General features: G+C 54.9%; 16 protein-coding genes and 1 tRNA gene. 7 read left to right on the top strand and 10 right to left on the bottom strand.

What is annotated here, in order from left to right:
• Positions 1-441: 441 nt before the first annotated feature.
• Positions 442-927 carry an allophycocyanin subunit alpha-B gene (gene apcD, locus RHJ80_RS02770; RefSeq protein WP_190278062.1) on the bottom strand — a complete coding sequence of 162 codons (486 nt, stop codon included), beginning with the start codon at positions 925-927 and terminating at the stop codon, positions 442-444.
• 197 nt (positions 928-1124) lie between these two features.
• Between apcD and serS the strand changes: the two genes are divergently transcribed.
• From serS to RHJ80_RS02755, 3 genes are all read left to right on the top strand, one after another.
• Positions 1125-2417, top strand: a complete 1293-nt coding sequence (gene serS / locus RHJ80_RS02765) for a serine--tRNA ligase (RefSeq protein WP_310743341.1) — start codon at positions 1125-1127, stop codon at positions 2415-2417.
• Positions 2414-3757, top strand: a complete 1344-nt coding sequence (murF, locus tag RHJ80_RS02760) for a UDP-N-acetylmuramoyl-tripeptide--D-alanyl-D-alanine ligase (protein WP_310437986.1) — start codon at positions 2414-2416, stop codon at positions 3755-3757. Before serS ends, murF begins: the two co-directional genes overlap by 4 nt.
• A gap of 48 nt (positions 3758-3805) precedes the next feature.
• Positions 3806-3877: transfer RNA gene (locus RHJ80_RS02755), tRNA-Asn, on the top strand.
• Positions 3878-4220: 343 nt separating this feature from the next.
• On the opposite strand, the gene RHJ80_RS02750 is transcribed toward RHJ80_RS02755, so the two are convergent.
• Positions 4221-5129: a MoxR family ATPase gene (locus tag RHJ80_RS02750; protein WP_206200971.1), complete on the bottom strand. Its 909-nt coding sequence runs from the start codon at positions 5127-5129 to the stop codon at positions 4221-4223.
• The gene (locus RHJ80_RS02745) at positions 5122-6027 is read right to left on the bottom strand and encodes a bifunctional riboflavin kinase/FAD synthetase (protein WP_225901629.1); all 906 of its coding nucleotides are present in this window, start codon (positions 6025-6027) and stop codon (positions 5122-5124) included. Before RHJ80_RS02745 ends, RHJ80_RS02750 begins: the two co-directional genes overlap by 8 nt.
• 383 nt (positions 6028-6410) lie before the next feature.
• On the opposite strand from RHJ80_RS02745, the gene RHJ80_RS02740 reads away from it, so the two are divergent.
• Positions 6411-7760: an ArsB/NhaD family transporter gene (locus RHJ80_RS02740; RefSeq protein ID WP_310801412.1), complete on the top strand. Its 1350-nt coding sequence runs from the start codon at positions 6411-6413 to the stop codon at positions 7758-7760.
• Between the two features lie 16 nt (positions 7761-7776).
• Here RHJ80_RS02740 and RHJ80_RS02735 read toward each other — a convergent pair whose 3' ends face one another.
• The 6 genes from RHJ80_RS02735 to RHJ80_RS02710 all read right to left on the bottom strand — a co-directional run bounded on the left by RHJ80_RS02735 (position 7777) and on the right by RHJ80_RS02710 (position 12620).
• Entirely contained in the window at positions 7777-8022 is a 246-nt protein-coding gene (locus RHJ80_RS02735; RefSeq protein ID WP_206200968.1) for a 2Fe-2S iron-sulfur cluster binding domain-containing protein, read from the bottom strand.
• Positions 8019-9014 (bottom strand): aspartate carbamoyltransferase catalytic subunit, encoded by a 996-nt coding sequence (locus RHJ80_RS02730; RefSeq protein ID WP_310453237.1) that lies wholly within the window; start codon positions 9012-9014, stop codon positions 8019-8021. Before RHJ80_RS02730 ends, RHJ80_RS02735 begins: the two co-directional genes overlap by 4 nt.
• Positions 9011-9529, bottom strand: a complete 519-nt coding sequence (locus RHJ80_RS02725) for a phosphoribosyltransferase (protein WP_149820490.1) — start codon at positions 9527-9529, stop codon at positions 9011-9013. Before RHJ80_RS02725 ends, RHJ80_RS02730 begins: the two co-directional genes overlap by 4 nt.
• A 4-nt stretch (positions 9530-9533) precedes the next feature.
• On the bottom strand, positions 9534-10469 hold the full coding sequence (locus RHJ80_RS02720; RefSeq protein WP_206200965.1) for a phytoene synthase: 936 nt from the start codon (positions 10467-10469) through the stop codon (positions 9534-9536).
• Complete coding sequence (gene pds / locus RHJ80_RS02715) at positions 10453-11886, bottom strand: 15-cis-phytoene desaturase (RefSeq protein WP_206200964.1); 1434 nt, start codon at positions 11884-11886, stop codon at positions 10453-10455. The genes RHJ80_RS02720 and pds overlap by 17 nt, the downstream gene beginning before the upstream one ends.
• Before the next feature lie 98 nt (positions 11887-11984).
• Positions 11985-12620, bottom strand: coding sequence for a chorismate lyase (locus tag RHJ80_RS02710; protein WP_302678784.1), 636 nt, complete (start codon positions 12618-12620; stop codon positions 11985-11987).
• Between the two features lie 127 nt (positions 12621-12747).
• Between RHJ80_RS02710 and RHJ80_RS02705 the strand changes: the two genes are divergently transcribed.
• The 3 genes from RHJ80_RS02705 (at position 12748) to RHJ80_RS02695 (ending at position 16061) form a co-directional block, all read left to right on the top strand.
• A complete protein-coding gene (locus RHJ80_RS02705; RefSeq protein WP_310453236.1) occupies positions 12748-13404 on the top strand; it encodes a Mo-dependent nitrogenase C-terminal domain-containing protein in 657 nt (218 codons plus the stop codon).
• A gap of 19 nt (positions 13405-13423) precedes the next feature.
• Positions 13424-14746 (top strand): 30S ribosomal protein S12 methylthiotransferase RimO, encoded by a 1323-nt coding sequence (gene rimO, locus RHJ80_RS02700; RefSeq protein ID WP_310744061.1) that lies wholly within the window; start codon positions 13424-13426, stop codon positions 14744-14746.
• A gap of 76 nt (positions 14747-14822) precedes the next feature.
• The gene (locus tag RHJ80_RS02695; RefSeq protein WP_302678781.1) at positions 14823-16061 is read left to right on the top strand and encodes a sensor histidine kinase KdpD; all 1239 of its coding nucleotides are present in this window, start codon (positions 14823-14825) and stop codon (positions 16059-16061) included.
• Here the strand turns inward: RHJ80_RS02695 and RHJ80_RS02690 are convergent.
• On the bottom strand, positions 16031-16885 hold the full coding sequence (locus RHJ80_RS02690) for a DNA-formamidopyrimidine glycosylase (protein WP_206200959.1): 855 nt from the start codon (positions 16883-16885) through the stop codon (positions 16031-16033). The two genes, RHJ80_RS02695 and RHJ80_RS02690, sit on opposite strands and share 31 nt — an antisense overlap.
• Between the last annotated feature and the right edge of the window lie 11 nt (positions 16886-16896).

Here is a 16896-nt window from a genome sequence, read left to right as displayed (position 1 = left end):
CAACCCAATGCCATCCACCCACCCTTGCCAGCGTGCCTGCCACTCACAGTAGAGCACACAACGATAGCCCAGACGCTTGGCCAACAGCACCGCAAAGAGTTGATCGCCCCCCAAGAAGACCACAACCCCTTGGGCAAACCAATCCCAATTACTACGGGTGGTCTTTGTGCGCAGGAGGTGCCAGAACTCTGCCGCGGGCAGCACCCGATCCACCCCCGCATAGCGGCGCGCAATCTCCGCTTCTTGACCACTGGCATGGGGACAGGGAACAATGACCACTGAAACCCGCAGCCCCTCTCTGACCTGTTGCCGCAGCGTTGTTACAAAGGGATACACCCAAGTGGCCAGTTCACCGGGGCCATTGCTGACAACCACAATTTCAAGGGGAGATGTCATGGGTTATGTTCCCCTTGAATGCAAAATTGGCTGCCGTCAGTCTCCCTAAGACATTTCTTGAATAATGTAGTCAAAGTAGGGTGCCGCCACTTCAGCATCTTCAGTGCTGAGCAGTGCCAAGGAGGCGTCCTTGAGGCAACGAATGGCTTCTGCCATCCCTGTCATCGGCACACCAAGGGAGTTGTACATTTCCCGCACCCCAATAATACCCGTGCGCTCAATGGGGTCTTTGTCACCCGCGAGGATGCCATAGGTAATCAGGCGCATGTACCAGCCATAGTCACGCAGACAGAGGGCACGCTGTTTCTGGCCGTAGGCATTGCCCCCCGGTGAGATGAAGTCAGGCCGCTTCTGCCACAGTTGTTTGCTGGCTTGCTCAACAATGCGTTTCTCATTTTCGGCCAGTGTCGTGGCAATGCGGAGGCGTTGCTCACCCGTTTGGAAAAAGTCACTAATCGTCTGGAGTTCGCCCGTGGTGGGGTAGCGCAATTCATCGTCCGCTTTAAGAAGAACCTGACTAATGACACTCATATTGCTAACACCGCTTAATACATCCCTCATTTTAGAGGACGGCGACCCCTTGTTGACGCCACTCCTGATCAAAATCTCGACGGTTGATAGAGGAATTTAGCGGTGTCGATGGCAAACCACAGCAAGACAGCCCCCTAGAGCCAATCTGCTCCCTTGGTGATAGGATCAATGCGGTTTGCACTGGTTTTCGTTCACCTGTGATTGATCTCAAACAACTGCGAGAAAATCCCCAAGCCTTTGGCGATCGCCTGCGGCGGCGCGGCGGTGACTTTGACCTTGACCGCATTTTAGAATTGGATGCCCAGCAGCGACAGCTTGAACAACAGCGATCGCACCTCCAAGCCCGCAGTAACGAAATTGGTGCCCTCGTCGGCAAAAAGATCAAGTCCGGCGTTGCCGCCACTGACCCCGAAATTCAAGCCCTCAAGGCCGAGGCCAACGATCTCAAGCAGCAACTCAGTGATCTTGAACCCCAAGAACGGCAACTTAAGGAAGAATTGGAACGCCTGCTGCTAACGATTCCCAACCCCCCCAGTGAGACCACCCCCATTGGCCGCGATGAAACCGAAAACGTTGAGGTACGCCGCTGGGGTGAGGAGTATAAACCGAGCCAGCCTTGTCAGCCCCACTGGGACATTGCGACTCAATTGGGACTCTGGGATGTGGAGCGATCGGTGAAAGTAGCGCAGAGTCGCTTTGTTACCCTCTTGGGCATGGGGGCTGCCCTTGAGCGAGCCTTGATCCAATTCATGCTTGATACGCACCGCGATCGCGGCTATGTGGAGGTCTTGCCGCCCTTGTTGGTCAATAGTGCCTCACTGACGGGAACGGGGCAGTTACCCAAATTTGCCGAGGAAAGTTTTCGCTGTGCCGATGATGATCTCTGGCTGATTCCGACAGCGGAAGTGCCGGTGACGAATCTCTACCGCGATGAAATTTTAGCTGCCGATCAATTGCCCATTTACCACTGTGCCTACACCCCCTGTTTTCGCCGTGAAGCGGGGAGTTATGGCAAAGATACACGCGGCCTGATTCGCCTACACCAATTCAACAAAGTGGAGTTGGTCAAGTTTGTTCACCCGGAAACCTCTGCCGCTGAACATGAAGCCCTTGTGGCCGATGCCGAGTATATTCTCCAAGCCCTGAAGTTGCCCTATCGAGTGATTGAACTGTGTACTGGCGATTTGGGCTTTGGCGCCATGAAGTGCTACGACTTAGAGGTGTGGCTGCCCGCTGCCGGCTGTTACCGCGAAATTTCCAGTTGCTCGAACTTTGGCGATTTCCAAGCGCGGCGTGCCAAGATTCGCTTCAAAGCTGCCAAGCAAAAAGGGACACAGTTTGTCCACACCCTCAATGGCTCTGGCCTAGCCGTTGGACGAACCATGGCAGCCATTCTCGAAAACTACCAACAACCCGATGGGACGGTGCGGGTACCAGCGGTGCTGCAACCTTACTTGAAGTGCAGCCACATTGGCGGGGCAAAATCGTGAACACCACCCTCGGGGCGATCGCCCAAGCTTTGGGGTTAGATACAACTCATCCAGATCTGCCAATCACAGGCATTTCCACTGACTCCCGCCAAATCGCAACTGGCAATCTCTTTGTTGCTCTGCGGGGGGAAACCTTTGATGGCCATCAATTTGTCGATCTGGCCGCCGCCGCCGGCGCGATCGCCCTAATTGTCGAGGTGCCGGTGTCTTCTGCTCTGCCGCAACTTCAGGTAGCCAATACCCTGAGTGCCTATCAACGCTTGGGACAGTGGTGGCGGCAGCAATGTCCAGCCAAAGTCATTGCCGTCACTGGCTCCGTGGGCAAAACCACCACCAAGGAAATGATTGCCGCTGTTCTGAGTCACTATGGCGCCGTCCTCAAAACCGAAGCCAACTTCAATAACGAGATTGGCGTGCCCAAAACCCTTTTACAACTGGAACCCCACCACCAATTTGCCGTGATTGAAATGGGGATGCGGGCGCGCGGTGAAATTGCCCTTTTGAGCCAGATTGCCCAACCGGATGTTGCCGTGATTACCAATGTGGGTACTGCCCATATTGGCCGCCTCGGTTCCCGCGAAGCCATTGCCCAAGCCAAATGCGAACTGCTTGCCGAAATGCCCCAAGGGGGAACAGCCGTGCTCAATGCCGATAGTCCCCTACTTTTGCCGACAGCGGCGCAGGTCTGGTCAGGGCCCACAATTACCTATGGCCTTGAGGGGGGCACCCTACGGGGAATCTATCAACCGCCCCAAACCCTCCACGTGGCTGGACGCACCTACACCGTTCCCCTTGCGGGGGCACACCATGCCTTGAACTTTCTGGCTGCCCTTGGGGTGCTGCAAGCCTTGGACTTAAAGAGCGATCGCCTACCCCGACAGTTGACGTTAGAATTGCCCAGTGGTCGGGGCGGTCGCTATCGCCTCGAACCCGATATTTGGCTACTGGATGAAACCTACAACGCGGGTCTGGAATCGATGGTGGCGGCCTTGCACCTGTTGCGATCGCTCCCCGGTCAGCGGCATCTGGCAGTTCTTGGCCCCATGCGGGAACTGGGGGACTTTGCGGTTGCCTTCCATGAGCAGGTGGGAGCCACGGTTGCCCAATTAGACCTCGATGGCCTTTTAATTCTCGATAAGGGCGATGAGGGAGCAGCTCTTGCGCGGGGGGCAGGGCGCGTTCCCAGTCAGCAATTTGCTTCCCATGAAGAATTGGTGGCCTATTTGCTGCAGCATTTACAGCCGGGCGATCGCCTCCTCTTTAAGGCCTCCCATGCCGTTGCCTTGGATCGCGTAGTGAATGAACTGCGGCAGCGCTGGCCAAAACTTCAGTCCGGTTGAGACTTGCCAAGAGCGGTGAACTACGCTACATTAAAAAATCGTCAATATTCCTCAGTAGCTCAGCGGTAGAGCGGTCGGCTGTTAACCGATTGGTCGCTGGTTCGAATCCAGCCTGGGGAGTTTAATAACTTGAGCCACGATAGCGACGGCGGCGCTGCCCATCATGCCCATATCTAACAGCAGCAATTGGGGCAACGCTAGGCCAGCCGTCTCCATGCCCTCTAGCACAGCAAGGATGTCAGCATCAAGGTTTTCCCAGATGACCGTAAGGTTTTGACTGCTGAGGATGTTGTGCCAAATTTCTCCCTGCCGTTGGAGGGCTTGTGTCATGAGTATCGTTGTCATCAATGCCTAAATCCTTCGACGGTTGCGAGGGCGATCGCGATGTTAAAAAGACTTAACACTACAATGACAGGTTGGCGATCGCAGAAATGTTCATAGAGAACAGTCGCGCCAACTCTCCCTAGGGAACGGCTACCGTTTCCAACAATTCTGCCACACAGGCCCGCCCTGAGCGCCCTGCTGCTGTAATCAGACGATGAGCTAGAACATGGGGCGCCAATTGCTTGACATCATCGGGGAGGACATAGTCACGGCCATTGAGAAAGGCCAAGGCCTGAGCTGTGCGCTGGAGCATCACGGTACCGCGAGGACTCACCCCCAAGGTAATGCGATCGCTCTCGCGGCTCGCCCGCACAAGGGCAAGAATGTACTTTTGCAACACTGAATCTACCCGCACCTGTAGCACCTGCTGCCGCAACTGTTGGATCTCCGCCAAGCTGAGGCACGGTTCCAGTTGATTGACATCTAAGCCCCCCTGCACCCGTTGCAGCATTTGTAGTTCCTCTTCCTCGGTGGGGTAGCCCAAGCTAAAACACAGGGCAAAGCGATCCAACTGGGCTTCGGGCAGCGGAAAGGTGCCTTGGTATTCCACGGGGTTCTGGGTGGCAATGACAAAAAAGGGCTGGGGCAGGGGGTAGGTGACGCCATCAATGGTGACTTGGTACTCCTCCATGACCTCTAGGAGTGCCGATTGGGTGCGGGGTGTGGCGCGGTTAATTTCATCCGCCAGCAGGATATTGCAGAAGACAGGACCTGGGCGAAACTCAAACTCCGCTGTTTTGGGATTCCAGATATTGGTGCCCGATAAATCCGTGGGCAGGAGATCGGGTGTGGCTTGGATGCGCTGAAAGGTACCCGCCAGCGATCGCGCCAAGGCTTTGGCCAAGAGGGTTTTTCCCACCCCCGGTACATCCTCCAGCAAAACGTGTCCCCCCGCCAGCAACCCCACTAGCATGAGTTCAATGGCAGCTTTTTTGCCCACCATGACCTGTCCAAGGTTATTGATCAGTCGCTGTAGGGGTTCACGCATAGGAGACCACTCGTTCAAGAAGATCAGCCGCTACTTGGCAATCGGCAGCAATTTGCGCCTGTAGGGCAGCCAAACTGGGAAACCGTACCTCTGGGCGAATAAAGGCCTCTAAATGAAGTGTGATCTCTTGATTGTAAAGATTCCCCTGCCAGTTGAATAGATGCACCTCTGTGGTCACTTGCCGACCCGTCACCGTCGGTCGCATCCCAATATTCACCACCCCCAATTGCTCAGTGGCGAACGCTGCCCCCGTAACGCGGCAAGCATAAACGCCGTGGCGAGGCAATAATTTGTCTGGGGGGAGGGCTAGATTGGCGGTGGGAAATCCCAACTGCCGTCCCAACTGTTCCCCTTGAATCACGGTGCCGGTCAATTGGTAGGGGCGTCCCAAAAGCTCCCGTGCCAAGCCCACATCTCCCTCGGCGAGGGCGGCCCTTACTGCTGAGCTACTGACGCGATCGCTCCCCCGACAATAGGGGGGCACAATATGCACTGGAATACCAAAGGCAGCACAGAGGGTGCGCAAATCCGCCGCTGTCCCCGATCGCCCACGGCCAAAGCCAAAATTAAAACCCACACTCAATACCTTGGCCTGCAACTGCTGTACCAAAATCTGCTCAACAAACTCCAAGGGCGACAGTTGGGCAAGAGCATGGGTAAAGGGCAGGACAATCACCTGCTCAATGCCATAGTGGTTCAAAAGGGCACGTTTTTCCGCCTCTGGGGTCAGCAGCAGGCGCTCTTCTCCCGTAAAAAATGCCTGCGGATGGGGCGAAAACGTAATCACTGATCGGTAACAGTCGGGAGGCGCTGCTTCAACAAGCGTACGGATAACCTCCTGGTGCCCGCGATGGACACCGTCAAAATTGCCAAGGGCGATCGCCGTAGGAGTTTGCAAGGGTAGGCCGCTATTCAATTGACACAGGAAACATTTTGACACATTTAACCGCGGCGCAACAGTCTGGGAAAGTTTTTATTAAGATTTTCTATTCACTTCATAGAAGGACTTCTCTTGAATCCTCTAAGAGGCCTATGCTAGGTTGAGTACCAATTTATCTTTTTTTGCCTCATCTGAGCGTTTGCGGCGTAGATTCGGAGGAATTAACTAATAGGGAGCGCGTTCTCAACCGCGAAGGCAGACTAATAAATCCTCGTCCGGCAGCTAACCTTGTCGGGATTTAGTTGGAGACTGGCTGTTTTTCACAACTGCTCAGTGTTCCAAGGATGCAGTTTCGTGGTGTTGACCGAATTTTTGACTTTAGAACTCTTTTAGGAATCTCAATGCTGATTGAACACTGGCATGCATTCGCTGCTGGCACCATTTTTCTGGGGGTGATCCTGCTGATCATCACCGAGTGGATCAACATCACGGTTGCTGCCTTTTTGGGTGCGATTCTTCTTGTCTTTCTCAACATTATGACCCTTGGGGAGGCCATTAGCTACATTGGCCGCAGTCATGGCACCCTTGCCCTCTTTTTCGGCGTCATGGTTCTGGTGCGAGCCTTTGAACCCACTAAGGTGTTCGAGTATCTGGCCACCCAAATGGTTCTGCTTGCCCGCGGTCAGGGAAAACGCCTGCTGCTGGGGATCGTGGCTCTGACAACCCCCATCTGTGCCGTACTGCCCAATGCCACAACAGTGATGCTCCTTGCCCCCCTGTTGCCCCCCATGGCGGCTGAAGTGGGGGTGGACTTTGTCCCCCTGATTATCTTGATGGTGATTGTCTCCAATAGCGCTGGCTTGCTGACCCTTGTCGGGGATCCAGCGACTTATATTGTCGGGGATGCCATTAATCTCAGCTTTGCCGATTATCTCCTGCGTCTCAGCTTGGGGGGTGTACTGGCGATCGCTGTCATTGTTTTTTGTCTGCCGGTTCTCTTTCGCCGCATTTGGCGCAAAGAACTCAACTCCCTTGATCACTTGCCCCACCCCAAAATTAATCATCCCCGCACCCTAGCGGTGGGTTGTGTGATCATCGTCTTTGTCTTGACCTTCTTTGTTATTGGCGATGGCATGGTCGTCAAAGTGTCTCCCCCTGCGGTCGCTTTAATGGGGGCTGCCCTTGCACTCCTTTTATCCCATCAAAGCAAAATCGATACGGTGACCCACATTCTGCGGGATGTGGACTGGGCCACCCTGATCTTTTTTATGAGCATTTTTGTCTTGATCGGTGGCCTAGAAAAAACCGGCATCATTGGTCAACTCTCCCACCTCCTCGCCATTCTCATTGGCCAAAATATCTTTTTTGGCTCCCTGCTGCTCTTATTTGCGATTGGCATTCTCTCTAGCGTCATTTCCAATATCCCCCTTGTGGTGGCGATGGTGCCACTGCTGAAAAAATACCTTGTCGATGTGGGTCTAGCAGGTTCAGAAATTCTCCACCCTGGTTATGGGGGTGATTTGCCCCCCCAGGTGCTGCCCCTGTTCTATGCCATGATGCTAGGGGCAACGTTGGGCGGCAATGCCACGCTGGTGGGCGCCTCTGCCAACATTGTTGGTGCGGGTGTGGCCGAACTCCATGGCCGCCGCATTAGCTTCAAAACCTTTCTGCGCTATGGGGTGCCGATTACGGCCTTGCAGTTGGGGGTTTCAGCACTCTTTCTAACTGTGCGCTTTCTCATTTGGCGCTAACAGCTCTGGCCTTGGCTTACCATGTGGGATCCCGAAAGAGATAAGCGGTAATGGAGCCATCCTGCTTGCGATCGCCCGCAATCGTAGAAATACAGGCGCGAATTTCCTCGCCATCCTCCAATTCCAACGTACAGGCGCCACAACTGCCCATGCAACAACCCGTGGGAATGTCGACCCCAGCGCGCGCTGCAACGCTCAGCCAACTTTCACCCACTTCGGCCTCAACGGAAACCTGATCCGGCACAAAGGTGACCTTAATCATGGCCTGCCTCCATGATACGTTCCCATCAAATACAGTAACGCCATCCGTACCGCCACCCCACTGGTCACCTGCTGATTCACTAAACTGAACTGCGGATCATCCAGCAATGCCGAACTCAATTCCACGCCGCGATTCACCGGTCCTGGATGCAAAACCCGCACCTCCGGCCGGCACAGGCGCAGCCGTTCATGGGTGATACCAAACTGCTGATGGTACTCCCGCAAACTGGGAATGAGGTGCTGATCCATGCGTTCCCGTTGCAGGCGCAGCGTCATCACAATATCGGCATCAGCAAGGGCAGGTTCCAGTGTCCAGTGGAGTGTTGCTCCATAGTCTGCAAATTCTGGCGGCAAGAGGGTGGGGGGGCCGGCCAAATGCACGTCAGCACCGGCCGTTTTCAGGCTATAGAGGTTCGATCGCGCCACACGGGAATGGCGAATATCCCCGACAATGGCAATTTTCTTCCCCTGCAACAGGGCACAGCGGGGCTGACGCGGATCGTAGAGTTGACAAAGGGTAAACAAATCTAGCAGGGCTTGGGAGGGATGCTCGTGCAAGCCATCACCGGCATTGAGAACCGCCACCTGACCGCCAAGGCGATCCATTTCTGCTGCAATCGTATGGGGCACCCCCGACTGCTGATGGCGAATCACCATGAACTCTGCCCCCATCGCCCACAGGGTCTTAGCGGTATCGAGGATCGTTTCCCCTTTACTCAGGGCCGAGGTACCGGGCGAAAAGTTGAGAATATCCGCAGAAAGACGTTTGGCCGCCAGTTCAAAGCTATTGCGGGTGCGCGTCGAGCTTTCAAAGAAAAGATTAGCAACCACCCGCGCTTGCAGGGTGGGGACTTTTTTGGTGCGACGATTCAGGACTTCCTGAAAACTGAGCGCTGTTTGCAGCACAATATCTAGTTCCGCCACCGTAAAGTCTTGCAGGGAGAGGACGTGGCGACGCTGCCATTGGAGGGGGGGAGTGAGGGTAGGCGTCATGGACAGGGGGTTAGGGTTTGAGCAAGATCAGCCGCTGTCAGTTGTTCGTAGCGTTCAAAGGGTTGATGGATCCACGGATTTTCCGGCAGGTAATGAACATAGTAGTCCGGACGAATACAAGAGGCCGCTTTGTACCAGAGAACGGCAGTGCGCACTTCCTCCACCGCAAAGCCATATTTGACCTCTAGCCAGCGCAGGGTTTTCTGCAAGGAAAGGCCAGAATCTACCAAATCATCCACCAAGAGGACATGACTGCCAAGGGTAGCGGTGGTCATGGTTAAATCTCGCGCAAAGGTGATGCGACCCCGCTCTTGGTTATTGACACCGCCATAGGAGGACACCGCCAGAATCGCGAGGGGTTGATTAAACAAGCGGCTGAGAATGTCCCCTACCCGCAGCCCCCCCTTGGCCAAGCAGAGGATTTGATTGAACTGCCATCCCGATTCATAGATAGCGATCGCCAACTGTTCAATGGTGCGATGATACTCGTCCCAATCCACGTACAGATCTGCCATGGTGCTAGAAGCTGGCCTTGAACCAAGAAATAGGGATAAACAGCAGCTTGCGCCAATCAGAGACAAAAGCGCGCCGATTAAAGACATCGTAATCGTTGGCTTCGATGACATCAAGAATCTGGCGATAGAGCATCAATGCCGACCACACGGGCCAACGGGCATCCCGCTCTAGGTAAGCCACCCCCACTTCGGCTTCCCGATAAAATTGCCGTGCCCGCTGAATTTGAAAGCGCATCAATGCCCGCCAGCGATCGTCAATCACTCCCCGCTGCAAGTCTTCTGCGGTGTAGTTAAAGGCAGCCAAGTCCTCTAAGGGCAGATAAATCCGCCCCCGCCGCATATCTTCGCCCACATCCCGCAGGATATTGGTCAGTTGATTGGCAATGCCAAGGGCAATGGCTTGATCCTTGAGGGTACCTTTAGCCTGATAGGGATCCACCCAAGGGGAACACAGGCGATCGCTGTAGGGGTTTCCCCCCATCACCTCAAGGGACATGAGGCCGACGGTACCGGCAACGCGGTAGCAATAGAGTTCCAATTCAGCAAAGGTTTCATAGCGACTGCGGTGCAAGTCCATCCGCTGGCCAGCAATCATGTCCCGAAAGGGCTGGATGTCGAGGGGGTACTGTTCCAGCGTTGCCGTTAGAGCTAAATCCATGCCATCGTGGGGACGTCCAGCAAAAATATCCTCAAGGCGCGCTTCCCACTCATCAAGGGTGGCCATGGTTGTCGTTGCGGCTTGGGGGCCATCCACCAGTTCATCGGTGCGCCGACACCAGACGTAAATTGCCCAAATGGCGCGGCGCTTGGCGGGGGGCATCAACAGCGTGCCGAGGTAAAACGTCTTGGCATAGGCGGCAGTGACCTGACGACACAACTCGTAGGCCTCGTCGAGGGAAATCAGGGGAGGGACGTACTCGGCTCTAGGCAGTTGCAGCATTGGCGGCAGTTTGAATAGAGGTTTTAGGGGGCTGCGGGGCGTTGCTCTCTGCGAGCCGCTTCGCGATCGCCTGCGCTGTCAGCTTACCAGAAAGTACCGCACCTTCCATACTCCCTAGGTAGGGCTGCATCGTGTAGCTCCCCGCAAGGAAGAAGTTGGGAATGGGTGTGGCCTGATCCGGACGAAAGGCTTGGCGACCGGGGGTGGCTTTATAGACTGAGCGGGGGGTTTTCACCACCGCCGTTTTCAGCACTTTAGCAGGTTCCGGTAGGTGATTGGGGAAGAGTTTGGCCAGTTCCGCAAGGGTCGCCTCAACAATCTCCTCATCGCTGCGGCCAATCCACTCCGCAGCAGGCGCCAATACCAGCTCTAGCATTGACTTGTCGGGATCGGCATAGCCCTTGCAGGTTTCGCTCATGTCGGCATAAACACTCAACAGGGGCGATCGCGAGAAGAGGAGATGATCCACTGTCGGCAATTTGCGATCAAACCAGATTTGGACGTTAATCACCGGGACGCCTTCGAGGCCATTGAGTTTCTGGAAAAAGGATAGGTCTTGCCACGGCTTCGGCAGCAGCAGTTTAATGGCATCCACCGACATTGCTGAGACATAGGCATCCGCTGTGACTTCAAAGCGCTGTTGTCCCTCGCGATCGGCCATGACAAAGGACTGCACCGAGAGATCCTCATTGAGGACAATCTCCCGCAGAGCCACATTGGTGTGCACTTCACCGCCCCGCGCGGTCACATAATCCACAATGGGCTGACACAACCGTTCGGGGGGTGCCCCATCCAAGAAGGCAATTTTTGAACCATAGCGTTCCCGCAGAAAGCGGTTCATCGCCGTCAGGGGAATCGTGGCCGAGACCTCATCGGGGTTCAGGAAGGTCAGTGCCTTTGAGGCCGCAATAAAAATGTCGGAGTTTACCCGCTCATCAATCCCTTGGCGTTGCAGCCATTCGAGGAGGGTGTACTTGTCCATTGCCTCGACGTATTTTTGGCCGCGCACGATCGCTGGCCACAGCCCCAAGGCAAAGCGGAATTTCTGCTCCCACGTCAGCATATCGTTGTTGCGCAAAATGGAGAGCAGTACATTAAAAGGCGCAGGAATATCGGGAACATCAAACCACGAGAGCACCCCCGGCTTTTCCGGTTGGTTAAAAATCAGGGCATGGCGTTTCCATTGCAGGCGATCGCTAATCCCCAATTCCGCTAGGAGTTGCAGCATATTGGGGTAGGCACCAAAAAAGGCGTGCAAGCCTGTTTCCACCCAATCCCCATCGGCATCCTGCCATGCCGCCACCAAGCCACCAAGGACATTGGCACGCTCAAACACCATGGGGGTATGTCCTGCATCCACTAGATACTTGGCGCAAGCTAAGCCCGCTAAGCCACCACCGGCAATTGCAACTCGCATGAATGACGCTACCCTAACTGACGAAGATGAACGCAACCCCCTAGGGGGACAAAAAGCTGTTCATATTATATTTACAAAACGTTACGGAGGCAGCCGCTTTAGGCTAATGTTGAGCCTGAATTTGCCAAATAGGCCGTACTTCCCATCGGACCAAGGTAGCGGCAGAGGTAGGGCGAAAAGACTTCATAAATCAGCGTAATGGGACGGCGATCGTGCCAAAAGAGATAATGCCGCCCCCAAAAAGGCCCCGCCTCGCCAAAGGCTGCCGCCAAGGTTTCAGAGTGCCCGAGATACACCGCCTGAATGTCGCGATAAAGCTCCACCTTGCGTTGGGCGAGGTTCGTCCAAATGGGCATGGCACGGTTTTGCAAATACTCATCCACATGGGCAGCTTCCCACCAAGAGGTGGCGTAGGCCAAACGTTGACCTGAAGCGGTGCGTAGCCACACTTGACGCCGCAGCCGCGGGCCGGGAATGAGTTGCAGTTGCGCCGGGGCGCGATCGCTGGCATGGCCAATGGCGGACATATCAATCACGTCCACTTCCGTGGTTTCACCCGTCAGCAGTTGCAAGTGGCGGGTGGGGGAGCCATCCCCAAGAATCAGGATTTGCCACGCCGGCGCTAAAAGATCATGAGGTAATCCTTGGGCGATCGCCGCCGCATCCCCCTGCCAAATGGGATCAAGGGCATACCAAGGGGTTGAGCAGGTGGAGGGCAACAGCGAAACAGTCAAGGACGGGACACAGTGCTTAACAAAACTTCGTCAATTGTAGCAAGGATTTTATCCGTCCTTCAGGATGGCACGAAGGACCCAGACCTAGAGTACAGTCGTAGTGAGCAGCAATCTTGGGGCAATCTCTATGGCAACCACCGCAGCATCTACCCTAGAACTGACACCGGAACAAACGGCCATTTGGATTAAGGGTCTCTTGAGCATTGCCGGCGCCGATGGTCACTTTGATCCCGAAGAGAAGCAACTGATTGCGAGCCTGATTCGCGAGGAAATTGCCCCAGAAATAGATCTTGAACATTTTGCTCCAGTCACTAATGAAGAACTGGTGGCCACCTTTGGCGGCGATCGCGCCCTTGCGGAAAATTTCGTGCGTACAGCCGTGATGGTGGCGCTTGCCAATGGCATTTACTCCCAACCAGAGGATGCCGAACTGCAACGCTTTTGCAACGCCTTGGGACTGGAAATTGCTGCCCTTGAGTCCCTGAAGCACACCCTTGATGGTCAGCACGAGAGCAATGAACAAACCCTGCGCCTATTGGATCCCGTGCGCCACTGGCTGGATGGTTTAGAGGTCAAAGATGCCAAGGTGGCTCGCTTTCTCTGCCGCCTGATTCCCCCTCAATGCCCCTTTGAGCGCGACATTACCCTTTTTGGTCGCAAGATTGTCCATATTCCCCCCCTCTGTAAACTCAATCCCCTTTATGATCAATTAGTGGGGTTGCGCTTCCGCTCGCTCAGCTATTTGGCCGACGAGTGTGGTGAAGATATTACCCCCTACTGTTAGATGGTGCTGACCCGTTTAGATGCCAAACCCAACCAAACCGAAAATTGCCTTTGCCCACCTTGGCTGTGATAAGAACCGCGTGGATACGGAGCACATGATTGGCCTGCTGGCGGCAGCGGGCTATGGGGTGGGTACCGATGAAACCGAAGCCGACTACGTTATTGTCAATACCTGTAGCTTTATCCAAGCCGCCCGCGAAGAGTCGGTGCGCACACTGGTAGAACTGGCAGAAGCCAATAAGAAGATTGTGATCACAGGCTGCTTAGCGCAGCATTTTCAAGGGGAACTCTTGGCGGAGCTTCCTGAGGCGGTGGCCGTCGTTGGCAGTGGCGATTACCAGCACATTGTTGAGGTGATTGAGCGGGTAGAAACGGGTGAGCGGGTGCAACAAATTAGTGCTGTGCCCACCTACATTGCCGATGAAACCGTTCCTCGCTACCGCACCACGCCGGAACCGGTGGCCTATCTGCGGATTGCTGAGGGCTGTGACTATCGCTGTGCCTTTTGTATCATTCCCCATCTGCGGGGCAACCAGCGATCGCGCTCCATTGAATCCATTGTTAAGGAAGCCCATCAACTCGCCAGCGAGGGCGTCCAAGAAATCATTATTGTTTCGCAAATTACCACCAACTATGGCATTGATCTCTATGGTCAACCCCAACTCGCGGCGCTGATCCGTGCCCTTGGGGAGGTGGATGTACCTTGGATTCGGTTGCATTACGCCTATCCTACGGGGCTAACGCCTGAGGTGATTGCAGCGATACGAGAAACCCCCAATATCTTGCCCTATCTGGATTTGCCGTTGCAACATTCCCACCCAGAGGTGCTGCGGGCGATGAATCGGCCTTGGCAAGCGGGGGTGAACGATCGCCTGATTGAACGGCTACGGCAGGACTTACCCGAAGCAGTGATGCGCACGACCTTTATTGTCGGCTTTCCGGGGGAAACCGAGAGCCACTTTGAGCATCTCTGCCAGTTTGTGCAGCGCCATGAATTTGACCATGTGGGGGTCTTTGCCTACTCCGCCGAGGAAGGGACTGCCGCCTATGATCTGCCGGATCAGGTTCCAGAGGAAATCAAAATGGCGCGGCGCGATCGCCTGATGCAACTGCAACAACCCATTGCCCAGCGCAAAAATGCTGCTGAAGTGGGCAAAACCGTACCTGTGCTCATTGAGCAGGAAAACCCACAAACTGGGGAATTGATTGGACGATCGCCCCGATTTGCCCCCGATGTTGATGGTGTGGTCTATGTGAAGGGAAGAGCCACCTTGGGCACAATTGTCCCCGTGAAGATTACTGCTGCTGATATTTACGACCTGTACGGCATCATCCCTGCCTAAGTACGGTTTTACTCCTAGGCAGATTGGAATTATTGGGGCTATGGTCAAGGCAGTTGGGGACGTTGCATCGGCTGCTATGGGACGCTCTCATTCCACCATTGATCGGTATGATACCCGTGCTGGCGATCGCTTTTGGCAGTGGCAAGCGGGGGTTGCTGCCTTAGAAAGATTATTGGCAGTCACGCATCCCATTGAGGGCTTTTTAGTTTCCTTCCCCAGCCTCATTCTTCAAGATTGTCCCCTAAAAACCTATGTCCTCATGCCCCAAGGGCGATCGCTGCCCTACCTGCCCCCTACAGACGCCAATCCTGCTTTGCCAGCAATGACCCTTTTGCCCGCAGCGCGAGAAGGCATGAATCCCTTTTGCCTGCTTCTGAGTCCAGAGGTCAATCTTTTACTGATCTATCAAGGGGAGCGCGGACTGCACTTTTCCTTTGCCCCTGAGGAAATTCATGCTTTTTGGCAGCAATTGCGGCAGCAACTTCCCTTAGCCAATCTCCACCCCATTGATCAGTGGCTGGCCAGTGTCGAGATGGTGCCCCCCAGCTATCGTTTGGTGAGTCAGTTTGCTCAATGGCTGCTGGACTATAGTCAACCGGCGGCCACGCCCCTGACTGTGACTTCTACCCCCATGGCTGCGGATATTAGCCTGCTGCAAGCCCTTTCCCACGAGGTGCGCACTCCCCTCACCACCATCAATACCTTTATCCAATTGCTACAACGGCAAGAGAATCTACCGCAGCGCACGTACCAGTATCTGCAAAAGATTGGTCAAGAGATTCAGGATCAAATCACCCGCTTTAATCTCCTGAGTGATGCCGCCGAAATCTTCACTAGTCCTAGCCCCAAACCCCCCCTTGCGTTTGGGCAAACCCACTTGACGGAACTCTTCACGACCAACTTGGCTCGCTGGCAAAAACAGGCGGCGCGTCGTCAAGTCAAATTGGTTCTCGACTATCCGCCCAATTTACCCCTTGTTCTCAGTGATCCAGCGTCTTTGGATCAGGTCTTGACTGGGTTAGTGGAATACTATAGCCAAACCCTTGCCCCAGAGAGTGAACTGAAATTGGTGGTGCAGCGGGCAGGGCAGCACGTGAAGCTAGAATTGCGATCGCCCCAGTACAAACACCGCAGCGATCTGGCCGCCTTGGGGCACCTGCTCCTGTGGCATCCCGCAACCGGCCAACTGAGTCTCAACTTTCAGGCGGCAAAACTCTTAATAGAAGCAGTCGGCGCTAAGGTCATTCAACGGCGCGATCGCCAAGCGGGCGAAATTCTCACCCTTTATTTGCCCATTGCGGAAGACAGCGGCTGACAGCGGGGACAATAGTGACTGGAGCGTCCTGCCAAGCGCAGCCGTTCAATCGTTGTGCCACAGACGCGGCAGGCTTCCCCCTTGCGACCATAGACCCATGCTTGACCCCCATAGCGACCATTCACCCCCGCCGGAGTGACGAAGCTACGAATTGTCGTACCGCCCGCTGCAATCGCTTCCCTCAGCACTTGGCGAATCACCTGATGGAGGTGAACGATCTGCTCAATCGTTAGGGTGTAGGTGGGTAGGGCGGGGTGCAGACCACTCAAGAAAAGACTTTCATCGGCATAGATATTCCCCATGCCGGCAACAACGGTTTGATCCAAAAGTGCCGTTTTTAGCGCGCGACGATAATGCACCAACCGCTCCGCCAAGAACCAAACTGTAAAGGCCTCACTCAGGGGTTCTGGTGCCAAGCTGGCCAGTGTGGGAATCGCCGTTTCGGGGCGGCAGTGTGCAGGAATCCACCAACAGCGACCAAACGTCCGTTGATCCACAAAGCGGAGTTCCGCCCCCGTTGCGAAAAACCAGCGTACACGGGTATGGGAACAAAGGGGCACCGGATCAGTGAGCCACAGTAACTGACCACTCATGCGCAGATGAATGACGAGGTGGCTGCCGTCATCTAGGGTGGCTAAAAGATACTTGCCGCGCCGTTGCCATTGTTGCAGGGCGCGATCGCGCAGGTGATCAATAAACGCTTGCGGCTCTTCAGGAAGCGCAATAGAACGGGCTAGAAGCACCTCCACCCCCACAATGGGTTGCCCAAGGGTGACCACCTCTAGCCCACGACGTACGGTTTCAACTTCCGGTAATTCCGGCACGGTCTGAGAAA

Origin of the sequence: Thermosynechococcus sp. QS41 (assembly GCF_031583515.1) — a bacterium.
Lineage (GTDB): Bacteria > Cyanobacteriota > Cyanobacteriia > Thermosynechococcales > Thermosynechococcaceae > Thermosynechococcus.
The sequence above is the reverse complement of the archived record's forward strand: the minus strand, read 5'-3'. Positions and strand labels throughout refer to the sequence as shown.

Excerpts from the sequence above, each read along its gene's own strand:
- apcD (WP_190278062.1), bottom strand. The coding sequence starts at position 927 with ATGAGTGTCATTAGTCAGGTTCTTCTTAAAGCGGACGATGAATTGCGC.
- RHJ80_RS02750 (WP_206200971.1), bottom strand. The coding sequence starts at position 5,129 with ATGCGTGAACCCCTACAGCGACTGATCAATAACCTTGGACAGGTCATG.
- RHJ80_RS02740 (WP_310801412.1), top strand. The coding sequence starts at position 6,411 with ATGCTGATTGAACACTGGCATGCATTCGCTGCTGGCACCATTTTTCTG.
- RHJ80_RS02735 (WP_206200968.1), bottom strand. The coding sequence starts at position 8,022 with ATGATTAAGGTCACCTTTGTGCCGGATCAGGTTTCCGTTGAGGCCGAA.
- RHJ80_RS02730 (WP_310453237.1), bottom strand. The coding sequence starts at position 9,014 with ATGACGCCTACCCTCACTCCCCCCCTCCAATGGCAGCGTCGCCACGTC.
- RHJ80_RS02725 (WP_149820490.1), bottom strand. The coding sequence starts at position 9,529 with ATGGCAGATCTGTACGTGGATTGGGACGAGTATCATCGCACCATTGAA.
- RHJ80_RS02720 (WP_206200965.1), bottom strand. The coding sequence starts at position 10,469 with ATGCTGCAACTGCCTAGAGCCGAGTACGTCCCTCCCCTGATTTCCCTC.
- pds (WP_206200964.1), bottom strand. The coding sequence starts at position 11,886 with ATGCGAGTTGCAATTGCCGGTGGTGGCTTAGCGGGCTTAGCTTGCGCC.
- RHJ80_RS02705 (WP_310453236.1), top strand. The coding sequence starts at position 12,748 with ATGGCAACCACCGCAGCATCTACCCTAGAACTGACACCGGAACAAACG.
- rimO (WP_310744061.1), top strand. The coding sequence starts at position 13,424 with ATGCCAAACCCAACCAAACCGAAAATTGCCTTTGCCCACCTTGGCTGT.
- RHJ80_RS02695 (WP_302678781.1), top strand. The coding sequence starts at position 14,823 with ATGGGACGCTCTCATTCCACCATTGATCGGTATGATACCCGTGCTGGC.